The sequence below is a fragment of the Phytohabitans houttuyneae genome, from assembly GCF_011764425.1.
GTDB classification, from domain to species: domain Bacteria; phylum Actinomycetota; class Actinomycetes; order Mycobacteriales; family Micromonosporaceae; genus Phytohabitans; species Phytohabitans houttuyneae.
Genome location: NZ_BLPF01000001.1, coordinates 2,244,046 through 2,265,237 on the forward strand (window position 1 = coordinate 2,244,046; position 21,192 = coordinate 2,265,237).

13 protein-coding genes and 3 pseudogenes are annotated in these 21,192 nt (G+C 72.0%); 7 read left to right on the forward strand and 9 right to left on the reverse strand.

Going from position 1 to position 21,192, the window contains the following annotated elements; all coding sequences use genetic code 11:
* The first annotated feature begins 20 nt into the window (after positions 1 to 20).
* Genes Phou_RS09830 through Phou_RS09840 form a run of 3 tightly spaced genes read left to right on the forward strand, consistent with a single transcriptional unit; the run spans position 21 to position 3,470 of the window.
* Positions 21 to 1,058, forward strand: coding sequence for a LacI family DNA-binding transcriptional regulator (locus Phou_RS09830; RefSeq protein WP_218578926.1), 1,038 nt, complete (start codon positions 21 to 23; stop codon positions 1,056 to 1,058).
* A 43-nt stretch (positions 1,059 to 1,101) separates the two neighbouring features.
* Entirely contained in the window at positions 1,102 to 2,778 is a 1,677-nt protein-coding gene (araB, locus tag Phou_RS09835; RefSeq protein WP_173055511.1) for a ribulokinase, read from the forward strand.
* A complete protein-coding gene (locus Phou_RS09840; protein WP_173055513.1) occupies positions 2,775 to 3,470 on the forward strand; it encodes an L-ribulose-5-phosphate 4-epimerase in 696 nt (231 codons plus the stop codon). Before araB ends, Phou_RS09840 begins: the two co-directional genes overlap by 4 nt.
* A 62-nt stretch (positions 3,471 to 3,532) precedes the next feature.
* On the opposite strand, the gene Phou_RS09845 is transcribed toward Phou_RS09840, so the two are convergent.
* Positions 3,533 to 4,960, reverse strand: coding sequence for a family 43 glycosylhydrolase (locus Phou_RS09845; protein WP_173055515.1), 1,428 nt, complete (start codon positions 4,958 to 4,960; stop codon positions 3,533 to 3,535).
* A gap of 22 nt (positions 4,961 to 4,982) precedes the next feature.
* Positions 4,983 to 5,906 (reverse strand): substrate-binding domain-containing protein, encoded by a 924-nt coding sequence (locus Phou_RS09850; RefSeq protein WP_173055517.1) that lies wholly within the window; start codon positions 5,904 to 5,906, stop codon positions 4,983 to 4,985.
* Positions 5,907 to 6,262: 356 nt separating this feature from the next.
* Between Phou_RS09850 and Phou_RS09855 the strand changes: the two are divergent.
* Positions 6,263 to 7,239 (forward strand): annotated as a pseudogene (locus Phou_RS09855) (ABC transporter substrate-binding protein).
* A 1,644-nt stretch (positions 7,240 to 8,883) separates the two neighbouring features.
* Here Phou_RS09855 and Phou_RS09860 read toward each other — a convergent pair.
* The 5 genes from Phou_RS09860 to Phou_RS09880 are packed head-to-tail and all read right to left on the reverse strand — an operon-like array spanning position 8,884 to position 13,846.
* On the reverse strand, positions 8,884 to 9,837 hold the full coding sequence (locus Phou_RS09860) for a sporulation protein (RefSeq protein WP_173055519.1): 954 nt from the start codon (positions 9,835 to 9,837) through the stop codon (positions 8,884 to 8,886).
* A gap of 8 nt (positions 9,838 to 9,845) precedes the next feature.
* On the reverse strand, positions 9,846 to 10,901 hold the full coding sequence (locus tag Phou_RS09865) for a hemolysin family protein (protein ID WP_173055521.1): 1,056 nt from the start codon (positions 10,899 to 10,901) through the stop codon (positions 9,846 to 9,848).
* Positions 10,898 to 12,193, reverse strand: coding sequence for a hemolysin family protein (locus Phou_RS09870; RefSeq protein WP_173055523.1), 1,296 nt, complete (start codon positions 12,191 to 12,193; stop codon positions 10,898 to 10,900). Before Phou_RS09870 ends, Phou_RS09865 begins: the two co-directional genes overlap by 4 nt.
* Positions 12,187 to 13,458, reverse strand: a complete 1,272-nt coding sequence (locus tag Phou_RS09875) for a cation:proton antiporter (protein ID WP_173055525.1) — start codon at positions 13,456 to 13,458, stop codon at positions 12,187 to 12,189. Before Phou_RS09875 ends, Phou_RS09870 begins: the two co-directional genes overlap by 7 nt.
* 58 nt (positions 13,459 to 13,516) lie before the next feature.
* Positions 13,517 to 13,846, reverse strand: a complete 330-nt coding sequence (locus Phou_RS09880) for a hypothetical protein (protein WP_173055527.1) — start codon at positions 13,844 to 13,846, stop codon at positions 13,517 to 13,519.
* 87 nt (positions 13,847 to 13,933) lie between these two features.
* Between Phou_RS09880 and Phou_RS55400 the strand changes: the two are divergent.
* Both Phou_RS55400 and Phou_RS09885 read left to right on the forward strand, forming a co-directional pair.
* Positions 13,934 to 14,848 (forward strand): annotated as a pseudogene (locus Phou_RS55400) (DEAD/DEAH box helicase); the annotation flags it as partial.
* A gap of 71 nt (positions 14,849 to 14,919) precedes the next feature.
* Positions 14,920 to 18,473: pseudogene (locus tag Phou_RS09885) on the forward strand (Lhr family helicase); the annotation flags it as partial.
* Between the two features lie 633 nt (positions 18,474 to 19,106).
* Here Phou_RS09885 and Phou_RS09890 read toward each other — a convergent pair.
* Positions 19,107 to 19,430 (reverse strand): alpha/beta hydrolase, encoded by a 324-nt coding sequence (locus Phou_RS09890; RefSeq protein WP_173055529.1) that lies wholly within the window; start codon positions 19,428 to 19,430, stop codon positions 19,107 to 19,109.
* The gene (locus Phou_RS09895; RefSeq protein WP_173055531.1) at positions 19,427 to 20,335 is read right to left on the reverse strand and encodes an LLM class F420-dependent oxidoreductase; all 909 of its coding nucleotides are present in this window, start codon (positions 20,333 to 20,335) and stop codon (positions 19,427 to 19,429) included. Before Phou_RS09895 ends, Phou_RS09890 begins: the two co-directional genes overlap by 4 nt.
* Positions 20,336 to 20,404: 69 nt before the next feature.
* Between Phou_RS09895 and Phou_RS09900 the strand changes: the two genes are divergently transcribed.
* Positions 20,405 to 21,190 (forward strand): SAM hydrolase/SAM-dependent halogenase family protein, encoded by a 786-nt coding sequence (locus Phou_RS09900; RefSeq protein ID WP_173055533.1) that lies wholly within the window; start codon positions 20,405 to 20,407, stop codon positions 21,188 to 21,190.
* Positions 21,191 to 21,192 lie beyond the last annotated feature (2 nt).

The window sequence follows — 21,192 nt, forward strand, 5'->3', positions numbered from 1 at the left end:
GACCGCGCCGGCAGGTCGGGATGGTCGATGTGGCCCGACTCGCTGGAGTCTCCCACATGACGGTCTCTCGCGTCATCAACGATCAGCCGACCGTCAGTCAGGTGACCCGCCAGCGCGTGCTCGCCGCCATGACCGAGCTGGGCTACCGGCCCAACGTGGCCGCCCGCGCGCTCGTCACCGGCCGCACCCGCACACTCGGCGTGGTCAGCATCGACACCACGCTCTACGGACCGGCCTCCATGCTGCTGGCCATCGAGCGGGCGGCGCGCGACATCGGATACGCGATCAGCATCGCGAGCCTGCCAAGCGTCGACCGGCGCTCGTTCGGCGAGGCGTTCGAGGCGTTGATGGCCCAGGCCGTCGAGGGCATCATCGCGATCACACCGCACACCTCGACCACGACGGCCCTGCGCCACGTGCCCAAGGACATCCCGGTCGTGGCGGTCGAGGGCGGCCGCGCGCCGGTGCCCACCGTCGCGGTCGACCAGCGGCTCGGCGCCCGCCTCGCCACCGAGCACCTGCTCTCCCTCGGCCACCACACGGTGGCGCACATCGCCGGGCCGGGCGACTGGCACGAGGCGCAGGAGCGCGAGCGCGGCTGGCGCGACGCGCTCACCGACGCCGAGCACGAGATCCCCGAGCTGGTGCGCGGCGACTGGAGCCCGCGCTCCGGCTACGTGGCCACCCGCAGCCTCATCGGCACACCCGGCCTGACGGCCATCTTCGTGGCAAACGACCAGATGGCCATCGGCGCGCTGCGGGCCCTCTCCGAGGCCGGCATCCGGGTGCCCGACGAGGTGAGCATCGTCGGCTTCGACGACATCCCGGAGGCGGAGTTCTTCACGCCGCCGCTGACCACGCTGCGCCAGGAGTTCGGCGAGGTCGGCCGGCAGAGCCTCGCGCTGTTGATGGAGCAGGTGGAGGGGGCGCCGCGCTCGCGCCGCCGTATCGTCATACCGCCGGAGTTCATCGTCCGCGAAAGCACCCGCGCCCCGGGAAAGGCGGGATCCGGTCCGAGGAGCGCGGCGACGAAGACAGCCGCCCGGAGCGCAAGATGAGCGAAGCAAGCCAGCCAAAACAAGCCCCCCGCTGAGGAAGCCCATGTCCCACGCTGTTAACGCTAACGAACCCCCTCGCTACGTCGTCGGCGTCGACTACGGCACGCTGTCCGGCCGCGCCCTCGTGGTCCGCGTCCACGACGGCGCCGAGATGGGCACGGCCGTACACGAGTACCGGCACGGCGTCATCGACCGCACCCTCCCGGCCACCGGCGCGGCGCTGCCGCCCGACTGGGCGCTGCAGGACCCCGAGGACTACCTCGACGTGCTGCGCACCGCCGTGCCGGCCGCCATCGCCGACGCGGGCATCGACCCGGCGCTGGTGATCGGCATCTCCACCGACTTCACGGCGTGCACGGTGCTGCCCACGCTCGCCGACGGCACCCCGCTGTGCCGGCTGCCGGAGCTGGCCGGGCGGCCGCACGCGTACACGAAGCTGTGGAAACACCACGCGGCGCAGGGGCAGGCCGACCGCATCAACGCGCTCGCGCACGAGCGCGGCGAGCCCTGGATCAACCGGTACGGCGGGAAGATCTCCTCCGAGTGGCAGTTTGCCAAGGGGCTGCAGCTGCTGGAGGAGGACCCGGAGGTCTACGCGCGCGCCGAGCGGTGGATCGAGGCGGCCGACTGGATCGTATGGCAGCTGTGCGGCACCGAGACCCGAAACGTCTGCACCGCCGGCTACAAGGGCATCTACCAGGACGGCAGCTACCCCAGCGCCGAGTACCTGGCCGCGCTCAACCCGGACTTCGCCGGCTTCGTGGCCAAGCTCGAACACCCGCTGCTGCCGCTCGGCGCGCTCGCCGGCGGGCTGACCGCGCGGGCCGCGGCGTGGACCGGGCTGCCCGAGGGCATCGCGGTCGCCGCCGGCAACGTCGACGCACATGTGACCGCACCCGCGGCGCAGGCCATCACGCCCGGCCAGCTCGTCATGATCATGGGTACCTCCACCTGCCACGTCATGAACGGCGACACGCTCGCCGAGGTCCCCGGCATGTGCGGCGTCGTCGACGGCGGCATCGTGGCCGGCGGGTACGGGTACGAGGGTGGGCAGAGCGGCGTCGGCGACATCTTCGCGTGGTTCGTCGACTCCTCCCTCCCGGCCGACTACAAGGCCGAGGCGGAGCGGCGGGGCATCGGGCCGCACGAGTACCTCAGCGAGCTCGCCGCCGCCCAGAAGGTGGGGCAGCACGGCCTGGTCGCGCTCGACTGGCACAACGGCAACCGCTCAGTGCTCGTCGACCACGAGCTGTCCGGCGTGATCGTGGGCCAGACACTCGCCACCCGCCCGGAGGACGTCTACCGGGCGCTTGTCGAGGCCACCGCGTTCGGCACCCGGACGATCATCGACGCGTTCGAGGGCTCGGGCCTGCCGGTCAGCGAGCTCGTCGCGGCCGGCGGCCTGCTGAAAAACGCGTTCCTCATGCAGCTCTACGCGGACGTCACCGGCCGCCCCATCTCGGTGATCGGCTCGGAGCAGGGCCCCGCGCTCGGCTCGGCGATCCACGCGGCGGTGGCCGCCGGTGCCTACCCCGACGTGCCGGCCGCGGCCGCCGCGATGGGCCGCGTCGAGCGCCGGGTGTACGAGCCGGACGCCGCGCGCACCAAGGCGTACGAGGCGCTCTACGAGGAGTACCGCACCTTGCACGACTACTTCGGCCGTGGGGAGAACGACGTGCTGCACCGGCTGCGCCGGATCCGGAACGAGGCCCGCGGATGACATCACCTGAAGCTCGTCGGAATGGGACCAGGCAGGCGCTTTCAGCCGACCAGCTGCGCAAGGACCTCGTCGGGCTGCACGACGAGCTGATCCGGTGGGGCCTGGTGGTCTGGACCGCCGGGAACGTCTCGGCCCGCGTGCCCGGCGAGGACCTTTTCGTCATCAAGCCCAGCGGCGTGTCGTACGACGAGCTGACTCCCGACTCGATGGTCGTGTGCGACCTGGACGGCAAGCTCGTCGAGGGCGCGTTCTCACCGTCCAGCGACACCGCCGCCCACGCGTACGTCTACCGCGCGATGCCCGAGGTCGGCGGCGTGGTGCACACCCACTCCACGTATGCGACCGCGTGGGCCGCGCGCGGCGAGGCGGTGCCGTGCGTGCTGACCGCGATGGCCGACGAGTTCGGCGCGGAGATCCCGGTCGGCCCGTTCGCGCTCATCGGCGGCGACGACATCGGCAAGGGCATCGTGGCGACGCTGAGCGGGCACCGCTCGCCGGCCGTGCTGATGCAAAACCATGGGGTGTTCACGATCGGCAAGAGCGCCCGTGCGGCGGTCAAGGCGGCGGTCATGTGCGAAGACGTGGCCCGCACCGTCCACATCGCACGGCAGCTCGGTGAGCCGCTCCCCATCGCGCAGTCCGACATAGACAAGCTGTACGACAGGTACCAGAACGTCTACGGACAGCGCTGACAAAGACGTGGAGGTCTGGTCGGGGATGGTGGGCCCCGCCAGACCTCCTCGCTTGCGCGCTCCTACTCCAGCACGTACGTCGCGTCCGCGCGGTCGGTGGCCGTGCTGATCGGCTGCACGTACAGCAGGTTCGACGAGTGCCGGATGTACCGGCCGGCGAAGTTGGCCGACTCGAACGACACGGCCGCCGAGTCGGCGAGGCCGGCGCGGCGGAAGAAGCTCGCGTCGGCGCGGAAGGTCGCCGAGCCGTCGTTGCGCTCCACCCACATCTCGTAGTTGCGGTGCCGCAGGTAGTACCCCGGGAAGTTGGTCGACTCCAGTGAGACCGTGCCGCCGCCGTTGAGGCCGGTGACGATGCGGAACTGGGAGTCGGCGAGGTTTGTCACGTTCGCCTCGACCCGCGCGCGGTACTCCCAGTGCCGGATGTACCGGTCGGCGAGGTTGTACGAGCGCAGCCGCTGCGGCGTGGGCCCGTCGGCGACCGGGATGCCGAAGTTCGGCGTGCCGTCGGCGTTCCAGTAGAACTTCTGGATGCGCGTGCGGCGGTTGGGGTCGTTGAGCGGGTCACCGCTGATGTCGCGGTAGCTGCGGTCGTGGTAGACGAGGATGTCGCTCTGGCCGTCCTCCGAGACGGTGAACGAGTTGTGTCCCGGCCCGTACTGGCTCGTCGAGGCGTTGCTGCGGAAGACCGGCTGAGGGCTCTTGGTCCATGACGAGGGGTTCATCAGGTTGCTGGTGGCCGAGGCGGTGAGCAGCCCGATGCAGTAGTTGGCGTCGGTGGCGCTCGCCGAGAACGTCATGAAGACCCGGCCGTTGCGCTGGATGACCGCTGCCCCTTCGTTGACCCGGTGGCCGATGGTCTCCCAGGAGTTCGTGGGGACGCTGATCCGCGCCGGTGTACCCGATATGGTCCATGGGTTTGACATGGGCGCGAGATAGAGGTTGGTGCCGCTGCCGACGGCCGGATCGTTCTGCGCCCAGGCCAGGTAACGTGTTCCATTGTGGACGAACGTGGTCGCGTCCAGCGAAAACGTGCTGAGCGGCGTGACGATGCGGCCCCGCTCGGTCCAGGAGCCGGTGAGCGGGTTGGCGGAGGCGTTCTCCAGCACGTACATCCGGATGGCCCAGACGTCGTCGCTGCGGCCGGCGGCGAAGTAGATGTACCACCGGTTGTTGATGTAGTGAATTTCCGGGGCCCAGATGTGCGCGGCCATCTCGCCGCTGGTGTGACGGCGCCAGATGACGGTTTCGGCCGCGGAGGCGAGGCCCTGCAGCGTGGTGGCGCGGCGCAGCACGATGCGGTCGTATTCGGGTGCCGTCGCGGTCATGTAGTAGTAGCCGTCGGTGTGCTTCACGATGTGCGGGTCGGCTCGCTGCGCGACGAGTGAGTTCGTGTACTGGACGGCGGGCGCCGCCCCGGCCGGCGCGGCGACGATCAGGCTCGCGGCCAGGCTTGCCGCCACGGCCAGGCCCGCGGTGACTTTCCGCATGGCGAATCTCCTCTGTTAACGTTCACATGGGATGCGCGGCGCTGTCCCGCTCCACAAAGGACGGCGAGAAGCGCACGTGCCGCAGGATCCGCACGCCGGCGTCGATCTGCCGGACCACCAGCTCGACACCGGCGCGGCCGAGCGCGGCGAGGTCCTGCCGCACCGTGGTCAGCGGCGGCTGCAGGAACGGAGCTTCGGGGATGTCGTCGAAACCGACGACGCTGACATCGTCTGGCACGATGCGGCCGGCAAGGTGCAACGCCCGCAGCGCGCCGAGTGCCATCTGGTCGTTGGCACAGAAGATCGCCGTCACGGCGCGGTCGGCCATGAGCTGGCGAGCCGCCTCGAAACCCGACCGCACGCCCCAGTCACCGGGGACCACGAGCCCCACCGGCACACCCGCCTCGGCCAGCGCCGCCCGCCAGCCGGCCGCCCGCTCGCGCGCCTCCGGCCAGCCGGCCGGGCCGGCGATGTGGTGGACGGTGGGATGCCCGAGGTCGAGCAGGTGCCGCGTGGCCGTGGCCGCGCCCGAGACGTTGTCGAAGCCAACCACCGGCACACCCTCGGCCTCGCCGGCGCCGACGGCCAGCAGCGGCAGGTCCGCCGGGATGCTGGCCAGCGCGGCGAGCGCCGGGTCGGTCGGCGCGACGGCGAGGATGCCGTCGACGACGCGGTCACACAGGGTATCGACGGCGCCCGCGACCGAGCCGGCGTCGAGCGAGCGCGCGCTGACGACGGTGAGCGGATGGCCGGCGGCGCGAGCGGCGCGCATGATCGCGTAAACCGTCGACGTGGGACCGGTGAGCGAGGTGTCGAAGGCGACCAGGCCGAGCGCGTGTGACCGGCCCGGCGCCGGACTGCGGGAGGCGGTCCGATGTGGTACACCAGCCACGCGGGCGACGCCCGTCATCACCGGCCTGTCCCGCAGCCGCCGCGCACCGCGCATGGGGACCTCCCTCGGGGCCGGCGCGTCAGTGGCAGTGTTAGCGCTCACACCGACACTGTCAAGGGGTTGACTTGGATCGATCTCTTCGGTTAGAACGACGGTCATCGACGTCTCCGGCCGCCTGCCGCGCGGGGTGCACCCGGAGCCACAGGTCCACCGCTTTCCGCTGCTAGCGGCCGGTGGCCACGCCAGCGGGGGCCACCGGGCGTCCTGCCAGGTACCACCGAAGTCACGATTCTGTGAACCTCTTGACGCAGGTGGGAGTGAGCGTTAACACTCTCGCAAACACACTCATGCCACCGCGACGCGTGTCGCGGTGATGTTAGCGCTAACAGCGATGGCGAGGAGTGCGAGACATGCGCAGACAGATATCGACTATCCTGCTGACCGCCGCGCTGGTCGGCGGGCTCACCGCGTGCGGTGGCGGCGACGAGGCCGGTTCCGGTTCGGACGATGGGAAGATCACCCTCGGGTTCTCCCAGGTCGGTGCCGAAAGCGGCTGGCGTACCGCGAACACCAAGTCGATCCAGGAATCGGCCAAAACGGCCGGGATCGACCTGAAGTTCTCCGACGCCCAGCAGAAACAGGAAAACCAGATCAAAGCCATCCGCTCGTTCATCCAGCAGAAGGTCGACATCATCGCCTTCTCCCCGGTGGTCGAGTCCGGCTGGGACACCGTCCTGAAAGAAGCCAAGGACGCCAAGATCCCGGTCATCCTCACCGACCGGGCCATCGACTCCCCCGACACCAGCCTCTACAAGACCTTCATCGGCTCCGACTTCATCGAAGAAGGCAAAAAAGCCGGTGACTGGCTGGTCAAGGAGTACGCCAGCAGCACCGACCCGGTCAACATCGTCGAACTGCAAGGCACCACCGGCTCCGCCCCCGCCAACGACCGGATGAAGGGCTTCGGCGACGTCATCGCCACCGAACCCAAATTCAAGATCGTCGCCTCGCAGACCGGCGAGTTCACCCGGGCCAAGGGCAAAGAAGTCATGGAAGCCTTCCTCAAGTCCAACCCCGACATCGACGTGCTCTACGCCCACAACGACGACATGGGCCTGGGCGCCATCGAAGCCATCGAAGGCGCCGGCAAGAAACCCGGCACCGACATCAAAATCATCACCGTCGACGCCGTCAAAGACGGCATGCAAGCCCTCGCCGACGGCAAAATCAACTTCATCGTCGAGTGCTCCCCCTGCTCGGCCCACAACTCATGGAACTGGTCAAAAAGGTCCACGCCGGCGAAACCGTCGAAACCCGCGTGATCACCAAGGAGACCACCTTCACCCAGGAACAAGCCAAGGCCGCCCTCCCCGAGCGGCAGTACTGACACACCTGTCGGCGCCCCGCCCGAGTGGGCGGGGCGCCGACGGCTTCGCCGCCTCGTCCATTGGGCGGGCGGCGCCGGCTCGCCGCCTTCGCGGTTAACCCGTGCACGCCGCCCTTGATCGAGGCCGCACGCTGTGATCGTGGTCTTTCACTGCCCCTGGAAGGGCAGCAAACGTCCACGATCTGCGAGCTCCCCTTCGCCGTCGCTGCCGATCAAGGGATCGGTCGGCGGTCAGGGACGAGTGACAGGCGGCGGCAACGCCTCGTGATCGGCACGGGAGTTCACGTCAGCGCCGATCGCGGGAGCCGCTAGGAAGCTCGCAGCGCTCTCAAGCTGGGCGCATCACTGCGCCCAGCTTGAGAGCCACGCGGACAGTACGGGTCGGGTAGTCAAGCGGCGGAAGGGGCGGCCACGAAACGCGTGATCGCGCGGGGTTCCCTCCACCACCGATCGTGAGTGAGACCCGCTAGGACACTCACAACAGGCGCTGGGACCACCATTGCGCCCAGCTTGAGAGCCGCGCCGACAGTATGGGCTTGGGTGCTCAAGCGACGGAAGCAGCGGCCACGAAACCCGTGATCCTCCCGGGGATTTCACCCAGCACCGATCGCGGGACCCGCTAGGAGGCTCGCAGCGCTCTCAAGCTGGGCGCATCACTGCGCCCAGCTTGAGAGCCACGCGGAGAGTGCGGGGTTGGGTGGTCAAGCAGCGGAAGCAACGGCCACAAAACTCGTGATCCGCATGGGACTTTGACCTCAGCACCGGTCGTGGGACCCGCCAGGACGCCGGCAGCGCGCCCTGGGCGCAACAATGCGCCCAGCTTGAGAGCGACGCGGACAGTGCGGGGGTTGAGTGGTGAGCGGCGGGAGCAGCGGGCCACGAGAGCAGGCGGCAGCGCGGCCCCTCATCCGCGACCAGTCGAACGCCGTGGCTGACCCGCACCAGGCGCGAGACCGCTATCCGCAAACCCGCGGCTGGACGCGAAGACCGCCGCCCGCGATCCGCACGCGATGGCGAGGCTCCGTCACACAGCTCCACCGCGACCAGACGTAACGACCGCCGGGCACAACCCGACCTCGGTCGCGACCAGGCGCGAAGGCCAAGCCCCGGCACTGCCGCCGCAGCCGCGACCCGACGCCAGGGCCGGCCAGCCGCAACCGGCCTTGGCTGCGGCCGGGGCGCGAGACCGAGCCCCGCAGCGCGGCTCTGATCGCGACCAAGAGCGAAGACCGCCGCCCCCACCCCAGCACACTCACCACTACCAAGCGCGAAGGCCAAGCCGGCGGGCGCGGCCCCGCACCTGCGACCAGACGCCAAGGCCAGCCCGCGGCACAGCACACAACCCCGACCAGCGAACGCCGAGCCCGCGGCACAACCCACAACCGCGACCGGGCGCGAAAGCTGAGCCCGCGGCACGACCCCACTACCGCGATCAGATGCGAAGGCCGCGCCCGTAGCCGCGACCCGCGCGAAGAACGCCGCCGCGGTCAGAGGCCAAGGCCGCGGCCGCGGCGCGGCTCTGAGCGCGACCAAACGCGAAGCGCAACGCTGCGGGAGCAACGGTCCGGACCACGGCGGACATCGCGGTAGCTCAGGAAAGAATGAGGGCCCCGCACCGGCGAGGCCCTCACGCGCGCGACAAGGTCACTCGCCGAAGTCGCCGAAGTCGCCTCCGCCGTCGAAGACGTCGTCCATCGCCTCGCCCAGGACCATGCCGCCCAGGATGCCGGCGCCGGCGCCCGCGATGACCGCGCCCGCGCCCATGCCGCCGCGGCCGTGGCCGCGTTGGCCGCCGTGGAAGCCGTGCGTTGCGCGCAGGCTGGAGTAGCGGTCGCTGGCCGAGCGGACCCAGCCGTCGACGACGCTGGCCCAGTCGGTCTGGTCGACTGTGGCGTGCTCGACGCGGAAGCGGCCGTAGGCGTCGTGGCCGCTGCTCAGGAAGCCGCCGCGCTTGTCGAACTCCAGGATTACCTCGACGCCCTGTTGGTCGGCGACGAAGGTGAGCTCGACCTCGTTGATGCCGCCGGCGTACTGGGGTGGTGGGAAGAACTCGATCTCCTGGTAGAACGGCAGCTGCTGGTTGACGCCGTAGATGCGGCCGCGCTCCAGGTCGGCGCTCTTGAAGCGGAAGCCCAGCCGGTTGAAGGCGTCGAGGATGCGCTCCTGTGCGGGCAGCGGGTGCACCTGCACCGGGTCGAGGTCGCCCTTGTCGACGGCGCGGGCCACGGCCAGCTCGGTGCGCAGGCCCATGGTCATGCCGCGCAGACGCTGGCCGTACACGTCGGTGACCGGGGCTTCCCACGGCACCGGGAAGCTGAACGGGATCTCCTTGCGCTCGCCCTTGCCGAGCGGGAAGGCGCCCGCCACCGCGATGCGGTGGAACTCCACTGTGGAGTCGTAGTTGGCGTCGCCACTTTCCACCTCCACGCGGGTCACCAGCCCGAGCGCGACCTGGTCGATTTTGACGTCGTGGTCGCCACCCAGGATGTGGATCTGACCGTCGAGGGTCAGGCCCGGCCGGGTGTTGGAGTTGGAGAGCACGGTGTCGACGGACGGTCCGCCGACGCCGAAGGCGCCCAACAACTTCTTGAATACCATCGATGCTCCTATCGCATCCGCCGGCCCTGCGGCACGGCATCCGTCTCGTCGTCGAACTCGCCGATGACCTCTTCGAGCAGGTCTTCCAGGGCGACGAAGCCGACCGTGCCTTCGCCCCTGCTGACCAGCGCCAGCTGGGCGCGGTCCGCCCGCATCGCCGCGACCGCCTCGGTGACCGTCGCCGTGGCCGGCAGGACGGAGGGCTCCGTCATCAGCTCGGTCGCGGTGGCCGGCCGCCCGAAGGTGGTCGCCTTTACAGCGTCCCTTACGTGGACCAGCCCGACCAGTTCCCCGTTCGGGCCGGAAACGGCGAGACGTGATCGCCCGCAGCCGCGCGAGATCGCCTCGATCCGCTCGGCGGTCGCGTCGGCGGGCACGGTGACCAGCTCGGCCAGCGGCTGCATCACGGACGCGACGGTGGTGCGCTGGAGCTGGAGCATGCTGGACAGCAGCTGCTCCTGGTCGGCCGCGAGCGTGCCGTGCTCGCGCGACTGCTCCAGCAGGATGCGCAGCTCCTCCGGGCCGTGCACCTGGGCGAGCTGGTCCTGCGGCTCCACTTTGACCAGTCGCAGCACGCCGTTGGCGAGGCCGTTGAAGAGCACCAGGGCCGGCCGCGTCAGCCGCGCGAACGCCCGGAACGGCAGCGCCAGCAGCAGCGCCGACCGCTCGGGGTCGGTGATCGCCCACGACTTGGGCGCCATCTCGCCGACCACCAGGTGGAGGAAGCCGACCAGCAGCAGCGCCACGATGAACGCGATCACGTGGCCGGCGGTGTCGGGCAGCCCGACCGCGTGCAGGGCCGGGCCGAGCACGTGCTCGATCGCCGGCTCGGCGAGCGCGCCAAGGCCCAGCGTGCACAGCGTGATGCCGAGCTGCGCGCCGGCGAGCATGACGGACAGCTCGCGGGAGCCTTCGAGAGCCGCGCGGGCGGCGCGGCTGCCGTCGGCGGCGGCCTGCTCGAGGCGGTAGCGCTTGCTGCCCACCAGCGCGAACTCGGCGGCCACGAAGAAGCCGTTGAGCGCCAGCAGCAGCACCGACAAGATCAAAGCCCAGGTGGTGCTCATGAGGGCACCTCCAGGCGTACCGACTCGGGCACGTGGCGCTGCACGGACTCGACGGAGAGCACCGCACCGTCGATCTCGACGCGGTCGCCGACCGAGGGGACCCGGCCCAGCTCGCGCATCACGAGGCCGGAGACCGTGTCGTACTCGGGGGCCTCTGGCAGCTCGACGCCGGTCGCGTCGGCCACCTCGTCGATGCGCCAGCGCGCGGGCACGAGCCACGAGCCGTCCGGCTGGCGGCGGGGTGCCGGCTCCGGGTGGTCGTCTTCGTCGCGGATCGGGCCGACCAGCTCCTCGGCGATGTCCTCCAGCGTGATGACGCCGGCGAAACCGCCGTACTCGTCGACCACGCACGCCATCTGCCGGTGCCCGGAGCGCAGGCGGTCGAGCACGGCGGGCAGCGGGAGGGTACCGGGCACCATCAACGGCGTCACGGCCAGCGAGCGCACCGGCGTGGTGGAGCGCTCGGCGGGCGGTACCTCCATGACGTCGGTGATGCTCACGATCCCGGTCACGTCGTCGACCCCGTCGCCGCTCTGCACGGGAAAGCGGGAGTGTCCCGTCTCCAGCAGGTCGACGATGCGGCGCACCGGGTCGTCGGCGCGCACGGTGTGCACGGCGACGCGGGGCACCATCACCTCGTCGGCGGTGAGGCGGCGGAAGTCGAGGCCCCGGTCGAGCAGCATGGAGATCTGCGCGTCAAGGTGCCCCTCGGCGCGTGACTTCGCGATGATCTGCTCCAGGTCCTCGGCGGTGGCGCCGGACGGCAGCTCCTCGATCGGCTCGACGCCGACCCGCCGGAGCAGCCGCGCCGCCGCCATGTCGAAGACGCGGATCAGCGGCGCGAACACTTTCAGGTACATCAGCGTGGACCGGCTCAGCGCCCGCGCCAGCCGCTCCGGGCGGGCGATGGCCAGGTTTTTCGGTGCCAGCTCGCCAAGCACCATCTGGATGACGGTGGACAGCAGCAACACAAGGATCACGGACACCGGCAGGCTCACCGCGCGGGACACGCCGGCCGTGCCGAGCAGGTCGGCGAGCCCTTCACCGACGAAGGGCTCCGCCACGTAACCCACGAGCAGCACGGTGACCGTGATGCCCAGCTGCGCGCCCGAAAGCATGAACGAGAGCCGTCCGGTCACCACCAGCGCCCGCGCGGCGGCCTGGTCGCCCTCGTCGGCGAGGCGGCGCAGCTTGCCCCGGTCGACGGCGACGTAGCCGAACTCCTGCGCGACGAAGTATCCGGTCAGCGCGGTGAGCAGCAGGATGAGAAGAAGGCCGATCGCGATCAGCATCGCTGGCTCTCTGTGGAGGTCGTGCGCCGGGTGTCACCCGGCTCGGTACTACTGCCCTCCTGGGCAGGTGCCACGATCATGGACCGCATCCTATCGGAGCTGCCTGAACGTTTCCTGGGAGCGACAAGCCACTCCGACCGGATGACCGCGAGCGGGCCGATCACCGCGAGCACGAGCACGTAGCCCGCGACGAAGGGCGCGATCCGCGAATCCAGGCCCGCGGCGACCGCGAGCGAGCCCAGAATCAGCGAGAACTCCCCGCGGGTGAGCACGGTCAGGCCGATGTTGGCGGCTTCCTGTCGACCGTACCCGTGCAGCCGCGCGGCGAGCACCCCAGCGGCGATGTTGAGAACGACGGTGAGCACCACCGCCGCCGCGATCGGCAGCAGCACCGGTCGGAGGTCTCCCGGGTCGATGGTCAGGCCGAACGTGAAGAAGAAGATCGCCGCGAAGCCGTCCCGCAGCGGCCGCACCAGCGAGCGCACGCGGTCGGCGGCGGTCGAGCCGCCCAGCACCAGACCGATCATGAACGCGCCGATCGCGTCCGACACGCCCAGCTCCTCCGCCACGCCCGCCGAGAGCACGGCAAGCCCGACGAAGAAGACGACAAGCAGCTCGTCGTTGAACACGCGCAGGAGCCGCCCGGCCGCGCGGGCGCCCCACCGGGCCAGCGCGGCGAGCACGATCAGGAACCCGAACGCCTTGGCCAGGTCGGTCGCCACCTCCGCCGGCCCGCTCGCGTTGCCCAGCACCGGCTGGAGCATCGCCAGGTAGAGCGCGAGGAAGATGTCCTCGATCACGATCACGCCGAGGATCAGCCGCGACTCGGGGTTGCGCAGCCGGCCGGTCTCGACCAGCAGTTTCGTGACGATCGCCGACGACGAGATGCCGACCACGCCGGCGACCACCAGCGCCTCGCGCGTGCCCCACCCGAAGGCGAAGCCGAGCGCGAGGCCGCCGCCGATGTTCAGGACCAGGTAGCCGAGGCCGGCCGCGAGCATGCGGCGGCCGCCCGCGACCAGGTCGTCGGTGTGAAACTCCAGGCCGAGGTAGAAGAGCAGGAAGACGAGGCCGAGCGCGGCGATCAGGGCCAGGTCGCCGGGGTCCTCGACGAGCGCGAGGCCGGGCGTGTGCGGGCCGAACACCACGCCCGCGAGCATGAACAGGGGAATCGTGGGCAGGCCGATCCTGGCTCCGAGGCGGGCCAGTACGGCCGCCGCCAGGAACGCCCCGCCCAGGGCAACGAGTGCATCGCCAACGTGCATGAGGTGTGCCTCCACTCCACGCCGGGGTCACGGCGTGTTGATCTCGATGCGGGCGAGGTCAGTGGAGGTTTGGTGGTGCCCGTGAGGAGTGCGGTGCCGATGCGACGGCGGCGGGCAGGGCCGGGTCGGGCTCGGCCACCGCCGCCGGCGCGGCGTCCGCGCCTGGTGGAAGAGCATTATTTGGTACGGGCGTGAGGTCCAGCCGCTGGTCGTGAGTTGCCATCGCGGGGGCGGTGTGCACGACCGCGGCACCGATCGAAGCGGGGCCGTGTGCGATGGCGCCGACCGGGGCGGCCGTGGAGGCGGCCCCGTGCACGCTGGTGAGGGCCAGGACGGCGAGGAGGGCAGCGGCGAGTACGCGGCCGACCGCCGCCGCCGTACCCCGCATGAAGGATCTCCCGCCCCTGGCTGAGGGGTAAGTCGATCGGACCGAATCGGTCGTTACGTTTCGGTCCTGTCGCACCCTCGGGGCAGTATGGGTTCCGTGGTGGATGTGCTGGAGCGCTTCGGGCGGGCGACGCGGGAGTGGTTCGGTGCCGCTTTCGCGGCGCCGACCGGGGCGCAGGCCGGCGCGTGGCAGGCGATCGGCGACGGTCACCACGCGCTGGTCGTGGCACCCACCGGCTCGGGCAAGACGCTCGCCGCGTTCCTCTGGTCGCTCGACCAGCTGGCCCGCGAGCCGCTCCCCGCCGATCCGAAGCGGCGCTGCCGCGTGCTCTACGTGAGCCCGCTCAAGGCGCTCGCGGTCGACGTCGAGCGCAACCTGCGGGCGCCTTTGACCGGCATCCGCCACGCCGCCGCGCGCCTCGGCATCCCGCCGCCCGACATCACGGTCGGCATGCGCACGGGCGACACGCCGGCCGACGAGCGGCGGGCGTTCCAGCGCACCCCGCCGGACATCCTGATCACCACGCCGGAGTCGCTGTTCCTGCTGCTCACCTCGGCCGCGCGGGAGTCGCTGGCCGGCGTCGAGACGGTGATCGTCGACGAGGTGCACGCGGTCGCCGCCACCAAGCGCGGCGCGCACCTCGCGCTCTCCCTTGAGCGGCTCGACGCGATGCTCCCCGGCCGGCCCAGCGCATCGGCCTGTCCGCCACCGTGCGGCCGATCGAGGAGACGGCCCGCTTCCTCGGCGGCTCCCGCCACGTCGAGGTGGTCCAGCCGCGCACCGCCAAGACCATCGAGGTCAGCGTGCAGGTGCCGGTCGAAGACATGACGCAGCTCGACGAGGTGGGCGAGCCCGAGGAGGGTTCACGCCGCGCGTCGATCTGGCCGGCTGTCGAGGAGCGGGTCTTCGACCTGATCGGGCAGCACCGGTCCACGATCGTGTTCACCAACTCGCGGCGTTCCGCCGAGCGCCTCTGCGCGCGGCTCAACGAGCTGGCGACGGACGCCTTTTCCGAGTCGTCAGGCGAAGCCCCACGAGTCGAAATGGGCGCCCGACACGAGATCGACGCCCTGCCCGCCGCGATCATGGCGCAGTCCGGGGCGGCCACCGGCGCGCCACCGGTGATCGCCCGCGCGCACCACGGCAGCGTCTCCCGCGAGGAGCGCAAGCACATCGAGGAGGCGCTCAAGTCGGGCCAGCTGCCCGCGGTGGTCGCCACGTCCAGCCTCGAGCTCGGCATCGACATGGGCGCGGTCGACCTTGTCGTGCAGATCGAGGCACCGCCCAGCGTCGCCGCCGGGCTGCAGCGCATCGGCCGCGCCGGCCACCAGGTGGGCGCGGTCTCCCGCGGCGTGGTGTTCCCCAAGCACCGCGGTGACCTGCTCTCCTGCGCGGTGGTCGCCGAGCGGATGGGCGACGGCGCGATCGAGGAGCTGCGCTACCCGCGCAACCCGCTCGACGTGCTCGCCCAGCAGATCGTCGCGATGGTCGCGCTCGACCAGTGGACGCTGGCCGACCTCACCACGCTGGTCCGCCGCGCCGCGCCCTTCGCCGAGCTGCCCGACTCGGCGCTGCACGCGGTGCTCGACATGCTTTCCGGGCGCTACCCGTCGACCGCGTTCGCCGAGCTGCGCCCCCGCCTGGTCTGGGACCGCGCGGGCGACCTGCTCAGCGGCCGCCCCGGCGCCCAGCGGCTCGCGGTGACCAGCGGCGGCACGATCCCCGACCGCGGCCTCTTCGGGGTCTTTCTGGCCGGCGCCGAGCGGGCCGCGCGGGTCGGCGAGCTCGACGAGGAAATGGTGTACGAGTCTCGCGTCGGCGACGTCTTCCTGCTCGGCTCCACGTCCTGGCGCATCGAGGACATCACGCCCGACCGGGTGCTCGTCTCCCCGCGCCGGGTGCGGCCGCGCGGATGCCGTTCTGGAAGGGCGACCAGCCCGGCCGCCCCGTCGAGCTGGGCCGCGCGATCGGCGCCCGGCTGCGCGCGCTGGTGCGGCAGGACGACGAGACCGCCACCGCGGCGCTGCGCGCGGGCGGGCTCGACGACTGGGCCGCCGGCAACCTGATGGCCTACCTGCGCGAGCAGCGCGAGGCGACCCGCGCGCTGCCCGACGACCGCACGGTGGTGGTCGAGCGCTTCCGCGACGAGCTCGGCGACTGGCGGCTGGCCGTCCACTGTGTCCTCGGCGCGAAGGTCAACGGCCCCTGGGCGCTCGCGGTGGCCCGCCGCCTCACCGAGCGATACGGGGTGGACGCCCAGGTCATGCCCTCCGACGACGGCATCGTGGTGCGGCTGCCCGACACCGCCGACCAGCCGCCCGGCGCCGAGCTGGTCGCCTTCGACCCGGAGGAGATCACCCAGCTGGTCGAGGAGTCGGTGGGCACGTCGGCGCTGTTCGCGTCTCGCTTCCGCGAGTGCGCCGCCCGCTCGCTCCTTCTCCCCCGCCGCGACCCGCGCCGCCGCCAGCCGCTGTGGCAGCAGCGGCAGAAGGCGGCCCAGCTGCTCGACGTCGCCAGGGAGTACGCGGACTTTCCGGTCACCCTCGAAGCGGCCCGCGAGTGCCTGCAGGACGTCTTCGACGTGCCCGGCCTGGTCGGGCTGATGCGCGACGTGGCGGCCCGCAAGGTGCGCCTGGTCGAGGTGGAGAGCGCCAAGCCGTCACCGTTCGCGCGGTCGCTGCTGTTCGGCTACGTCGGCGCCTTCCTGTACGAGGGGGACGCGCCGCTCGCCGAGCGCCGCGCCGCCGCGCTCGCGCTCGACTCCACGCTGCTCGGCGAGCTGCTCGGCCGGGTCGACCTGCGCGAGCTGCTGGAGCCGGCGGTGGTCACCGCCACCGAGCAGCAGCTGCAGTGGCTCACCGACGAGCGCCGCCCCCGCGACGCCGAAGACGTGGCCGAGCTGCTGCGCCTGCTGGGCGACCTCTCTGATCTTGATATTTCCGCTCGGGGTGCACTCCCGGAGTGGCCTGCCGAGCTGGAGCGTGCCAAGCGTGCTCTGCGCGTGCGCATCGCCGGCGAAGACCGGTGGATCGCCGTCGAAGACGCGGGGCGCTACCGCGACGCGCTCGGCGTGGCGCTGCCGGTGGGCGTGGCCCAGGCGTATGTCGAGCCGGTGCCCGACCCGCTCGGCGACCTCGTCGCGCGGTACGCACGGACGCACGGCCCGTTCACCGCCGCCGCCTGCGCCGCCCGATTCGGCCTCGGCGTGTTCGTGGTCGAGCAGGCGCTGCGCCGCCTCGCCGCGACCGGGCGGGTGGTCTCCGGGGAGTTCTCGCCGGAGGGGGCGGGGGCTGAGTGGTGCGACGCCGAGGTGCTGCGCATGCTGCGCCGCCGCTCGCTGGCCGCGCTGCGCCGCGAGATCGAGCCGGTGCCGCCGCGCGCGCTCGCCACGTTCCTGCCGAGGTGGCAGCACCTCGGCGCCTCCTCCCGCGGCGTCGAGGCGGTCGCCGCCGCGGTCGAGCAGCTGCAGGGCGCCGCCGTGCCGGCCTCGGCCCTGGAGCGGCTCGTGCTGCCCGGGCGGGTGGCCGACTACTCCCCGGCGTACCTTGACGAGCTCTGCTCCTCCGGCGAGGTGCTGTGGGCCGGCTCCGGCGCTATCGCCGGTGGTGACGGGTGGGTCACCTTGGCGTACGCGGATGTGGCCCCGCTCCTGCTCCCCCCGCCGGACGAGTCACTCGCGCTCACCCCGCTGCACCAGGGCGTGCTCGACGCGCTCGCCGACGGGCAGGCGCTGTTCTTCCGCGCCCTCTCCGACCGGGTCGGCTCCACCGACGACGCCGACCTGTCCGCCGCGGTGTGGGACCTGGTGTGGGCGGGCTGGCTGACAAACGACACCCTCGCCCCGCTGCGCACCCTCCTCGGCGGCGGTGGCGGCGCCCACCGCGCCAAGCCGTCCGCGCCCCGCACCCGCTACCGCCGCCCCGGCCGGGTCGCCCTCCCGTCCCGCACCGGCCCGCCGACGGTGGCGGGTCGCTGGTCGAGGCTGCCGGAGCGCGACACCGACCCCACCCGCCGCGCCGCCGCCGTCGCCGACGCGCTGCTGGAGCGGCACGGCGTGGTCACCAGAGGCGCGGTGGTGGCCGAGGGCGTCACCGGCGGCTTCGCCGCCGTCTACCCGGTGCTCGCCGCCTTGGAGGAGCGCGGCGCCGCCCGCCGTGGCTACTTCGTGGAGGGCCTGGGCGCCGCGCAGTTCGCCGTGCCGGGCGCGGTCGACCGGCTGCGCGCGCTCGCCGACGAGCACCGCCGCACCCCGACCGCGCTGGTGCTGGCCGCCACCGATCCCGCCAGCCCGTTCGGCGCGGCGCTGCCCTGGCCCGAGCGCGTGGTCGCCCAGGAGGGCGCCGGCCACCGCCCCGGCCGCAAGGCAGGCGCCCTCGTGGTCCTGGTGGCCGGCGAGCTGACCCTCTACGTAGAACGCGGCGGCCGCACCCTACTATCCTTTGTGGACGACGGGGAGGCGCTGGCCGCCGCCGCCAAGGCACTCGCCGACGCGGTCCACACAGGAGCGTTGGGCGCACTGTCCGTGGAGCGCGCCGACGGCGAGGCCGTCTTCACCTCACCGCTGCGCGACGCCCTCACCGCCGCCGGCTTCCGCGCCAGCCCGCGAGGCTTGCGCCTACGCGGGTAGCGCCGGCCGGGGCCTTCGCGATCCGCTCCGGCCTCTGCGTGGCTTGTCGCGCCGTGCGCGTGGGGTGCGCTCGCGGGCGGACCGCGGCTGTTGTGGGCCGGTCCATCTCGGTGGTTGCTGGCCGCGGAGCCTGTCGCGCCGGCTCGGGCTTGTCGTCGTCCTTCTTGCGCTCGACCGGGCGGCTCGGCTGGCCGGCTTCGCGCCGCTGGCCCCGGCCGTTTGCGGTCCAGCCAGGAACACAGCGTCGCCCGCCCATTGGCTGTCGAGCGAGAGCAGCGCTTGGTGCCCTACACGCCGGACTCGTGGTAGACGTCGGCGGGCTGCCGGGGTTGAGGCGGCGGGCGCCCTGGGATTGGGACCGGCGCTGTCCGTGGGCGGTCGTGTGGGCGCATCGGTGCGCCCAGGTTGAGAGCCACCCGCGACGTCGCTGAGCTGGCCCACCGCGGAGGGTGAGGCCGCGGGAGCAACGGTCCGGACCACCGCGGACATCGCGGTAGCTCACATCTACTCAGGTTTGATCTTTTGGCGGCACCCCACCAGGAAGCGCGGCCCGATGCGTGCGCGAGGTCGCCGGCGGGCCAGCGCGGAGGCGCCCAGGTCGAGATCGCTGAGCTGGCCCACGGCACCGCGCCGCTACGCGTGGGCGAGCAGGTCCGCTAGGAGGCGTTCGCCGGCGGGCCAGGGGCCGTGGCCGCTCGCTGTGTTGAGGTGGCCGACGGTGTGGGTGGCGACCCAGCGCGCGACGGTCAGGCAGCCCAGGCTCGTCGCGACGAGGACGGCCGGCTCGGGGTCGGCGGCCAGCGCGGCGTCGAGTGCGGCCACGCGGGCGTCGAGGTCGGTGTCGGGGGTGGTGCGGCGGCGCACCCACGTGTACTCGGGGTGCGCCGCGGCCCACAGGCTCATCCAGTGTGCCGGCCCGGCCGGGCTGCGGCCGGGCACCAGCAGCACGCGGGTCATGGCAGCTGGGGTGCCACCTCGGCGGCGAACACGTCCAGGTGGTCGAGGTCGCCGAGGTCGAGGATCTGCAGGAAGAAGCGGGTGGCGCCGAGCTCGGCGTACCGGCCGATCTGGTCGACCACCTCGGACGGCGTGCCGGTGATGTGGGCGCGGCCGCCGACGTGTTCGTTGCGGGCCCTCGCCTCGGCTGACGTCCGTCCACATGCGACTGTGTGCGCGGCGGAGAGGACGAGCGGCGTCTCGCGCCCCTGGGTGGCGCAGGCTTCGCGCACGCGCTCGTACACGGCGCGGGTCTCGTCGAGGCCCCGGAACGGCACGTTGAACTCGTCGGCGTAGCGGGCGGCCAGCGCGGGCGTGCGCTTCGGGCCGGCGCCGCCGATGATGACCGGCGGGCTGGGCGCCTGCGCCGGCTTGGGCAGCGCGGGCGAGTCGGTGAGCCGGTAGTGGTCACCGTGGAAGGTGAAGCGCTCGCCGACCGGGGTGCGCCACAGGCCGGTGATGATCTCCAGCTGCTCCTCGAGGCGGTCGAAGCGCTCGCCCACCGGCGGGAACGGGATGCCGTACGCGGAGTGCTCCGCCTCGAACCACCCCGCGCCGAGCCCGAACTCGATGCGCCCGCCGCTCATCTGGTCGGCCTGCGCCACCGCGATCGCCAGCGGCCCCGGCAGCCGGAACGTCGCCGACGACACAAGCGTGCCCAGCCGGATGCGGCTCGTCTGCACGGCCAGCGCGGCCAGCGTCAGCCACGCGTCGGTGGGGCCGGGCAGGCCCGCGGTGTCCATGGACAGGAAGTGGTCGGAGCGGAAGAAGCCGTCGAAGCCACACTCCTCCGCGTGTTGGGCCACTTTCCGCAGGTCGTCGTAGGAGGCGCCCTCTTGTGGCTCGGTGAAGATGCACAAGCGCATGTGGATCACTCTATCGGGGGTGGCGGGACGGTACGGACACGAGCAGCTATCCCCCGCTAACGTTCAGGCATGGCCGGCTTCGAGTGGATCAGCTTCACGACCGACTACGGGCTTTCGGACGGATTCGTCGCCTCCTGCCACGGGGTGATCGCGCGCGTCGCGCCCGAGGTGCGGGTCATCGACGTCACACACGCCGTGGCGCCGGGTGACGTGCCACGCGGGGCGGCTGTGCTCGCGCAGACGGTGCCGCACCTGCCGCCGGCGGTACACATCGCGGTGGTGGATCCCGGTGTGGGCACCGCCCGGCGCGGTGTCGCGGCGCGCACGCCCGGCGGCGTCCTGGTCGGCCCGGACAACGGCCTGCTGCCGTGGGCGGCGGACGCGCTCGGTGGCATACAGGAGCTGGTGGAGCTGGCCAACCAGGAGTGGTTCCTGTCCGACGTGTCGCGCACCTTCCACGGCCGCGACATCTTCGCGCCGGTCGCCGCCCGCCTCGCGCTCGGCGCGGACCTCGCCGACGCCGGCCCCGCCACCGACCCCGCGACGCTCATCCGCCTGCCCGAGCCGGTCGTCGCGGTCGGCGACGGGTGGCTGGAGGCGGAGGTGCTGACGATCGACAGGTTCGGCAACGTGCAGCTCGCGGCCGGCGGCGATGCGCTGGACGGGCTGGGCGAGCACCTGCGGGTGGGCGGCGTGCGCGCGGTCCGGGGCACGACCTTCGGAGCGGTGGCGCCGGGCGGGCTCGTGGTCTATGTGGACTCCGCCGGCCGCGCGGCGGTCGCCGTCAACGGCGGGCGGGCCGCCGTCGTGCTCTCGGTCACCCCAGGCGACGTGGTACGGCTCGTCGCCGCCTGAGC

Coding starts and splice junctions, on each gene's coding strand:
- Phou_RS09845 (WP_173055515.1), bottom strand. CDS start 4,960: ATGCGGAAAGTCACCGCGGGCCTGGCCGTGGCGGCAAGCCTGGCCGCG.
- Phou_RS09880 (WP_173055527.1), bottom strand. CDS start 13,846: ATGCGGGGTACGGCGGCGGCGGTCGGCCGCGTACTCGCCGCTGCCCTC.
- Phou_RS09870 (WP_173055523.1), bottom strand. CDS start 12,193: ATGCTGATCGCGATCGGCCTTCTTCTCATCCTGCTGCTCACCGCGCTG.
- Phou_RS09875 (WP_173055525.1), bottom strand. CDS start 13,458: ATGCACGTTGGCGATGCACTCGTTGCCCTGGGCGGGGCGTTCCTGGCG.
- Phou_RS09895 (WP_173055531.1), bottom strand. CDS start 20,335: ATGCGCTTGTGCATCTTCACCGAGCCACAAGAGGGCGCCTCCTACGAC.
- araB (WP_173055511.1), top strand. CDS start 1,102: ATGTCCCACGCTGTTAACGCTAACGAACCCCCTCGCTACGTCGTCGGC.
- Phou_RS09860 (WP_173055519.1), bottom strand. CDS start 9,837: ATGGTATTCAAGAAGTTGTTGGGCGCCTTCGGCGTCGGCGGACCGTCC.
- Phou_RS09840 (WP_173055513.1), top strand. CDS start 2,775: ATGACATCACCTGAAGCTCGTCGGAATGGGACCAGGCAGGCGCTTTCA.
- Phou_RS09890 (WP_173055529.1), bottom strand. CDS start 19,430: ATGACCCGCGTGCTGCTGGTGCCCGGCCGCAGCCCGGCCGGGCCGGCA.
- Phou_RS09850 (WP_173055517.1), bottom strand. CDS start 5,906: ATGCGCGGTGCGCGGCGGCTGCGGGACAGGCCGGTGATGACGGGCGTC.
- Phou_RS09900 (WP_173055533.1), top strand. CDS start 20,405: ATGGCCGGCTTCGAGTGGATCAGCTTCACGACCGACTACGGGCTTTCG.
- Phou_RS09865 (WP_173055521.1), bottom strand. CDS start 10,901: ATGAGCACCACCTGGGCTTTGATCTTGTCGGTGCTGCTGCTGGCGCTC.
- Phou_RS09830 (WP_218578926.1), top strand. CDS start 21: ATGGTCGATGTGGCCCGACTCGCTGGAGTCTCCCACATGACGGTCTCT.